Genomic DNA, 1,285 nt, shown 5'->3' with positions numbered 1-1,285 from the left:
TGTAAGTTAGGAATACGTAGGATGAATATAGGAGGCTAACACAAACAAACACATAGTAGAGCTTCTCTTGTCTGAGGCGATGCAAAAGAAAGAAGCTTCCTATCCATGGTAATGCGATGATTCGCTGGATCATGATGGAGTTTGGGTCATTTAGGGCAATGGCATCTGCCGCAAATAATGCACCACATATTAACGCAATGCTTAATAGTGCTATACCAGTTTCGTTATGCTGTCTGTTGTAGTTCCAATGAGTGAAATCAGAATATTTACGTAAGGTGCTGAGCAGGCGACTTTTAAAATCATTACGCGAGCTAAGCATGTTCCACCTTCTCAGCCGCAAGTTCTCTACTCATGTTTGATTGTAAGGCTGGAAATATCATTTGAAATACAACCAATCCTTTCTCGGAAGTAGCATTGAAAAGTATGCCGTTCGCAATGCAAATATTTTTACAAACGTTAAGTCCTAAGCCGTATTCTCCATGCACGCTTCCTTGCCTGTTTTCAATAGTGAGTTCGTTAAGTGATGCTGGCAGACGTGGTCCCTTATTCTTGATCAGCAGAGTCCTTCCTTTCTGTATCTCAATGCTGATGGCGGTATCTTTATTGCGATGACGTATTGCATTGTTGGTTATATTAGTGATCAATCTTGTTAGCAAGGCGGGCGCAAGCTCGATATCGAAGTCGCGACTACAGAACAAATTAATATTAGCTGTACTGTAAGTGGTTTGGAGCTCATGTGTTAACAAAGAGACATGCTCAAGTATCGAGTAATTTGTCTGCTCCTGTATATGATTCTCGCTGTCATACCAATCAAGATCGCTCAGAAGGGTTTGGCTGATCGTTGAAATTTCGTTTAACGAATGGTTTAGGCGTTTAACGTGTTGATTTGATGAACCAGAAGTGCTGAGAGCGTTAAGGCTAGATCTGATCGCAGAAATCTTTTTGTTAAACGCATCCTTGGTTAAGGTTTTAAGAATGCCGTTCCAGCTTTCTCGGGAATTAACAATAGCCAGATTGTTACGCGTAATTTCGTACTCGCGTTTGAGCGTGTTGTTGCTCGACAAAGCCCAAAAGTAAGTACTCAAAGCGAGGGTAATGTAAGTGAGTAGTAGTAACCCTGTATATGAATATTGTTGATGCCAGAGCATGTAAGAGGCAGCAAGTATGCCGAGTATAATGTTGCATTTAGCAATTAATAAAAGCCTTTTTTTACTCAGTGTCAGGCAAGCAATCATATAAACATGAATCTGAAGTAAAAACGCGATGAGTGCGGGGGTGTCAAGTT

The 1,285-nt window shown here is 40.9% G+C and carries 2 protein-coding genes; both read right to left on the bottom strand.

What is annotated here, in order from left to right:
• Nucleotides 1-319: hypothetical protein (locus A3739_RS30640; protein ID WP_231876980.1), on the bottom strand; the 319-nt coding region annotated here is incomplete at its 3' end.
• Nucleotides 312-1,285 (bottom strand): ATP-binding protein (locus tag A3739_RS02450; protein WP_156502273.1); only part of this gene is annotated, 974 nt, incomplete at its 5' end. The genes A3739_RS30640 and A3739_RS02450, both read right to left, overlap by 8 nt.

Source organism: Oleiphilus sp. HI0067 (assembly GCF_001635735.1).
This window is presented reverse-complemented; position numbering and strand designations above follow the sequence as displayed.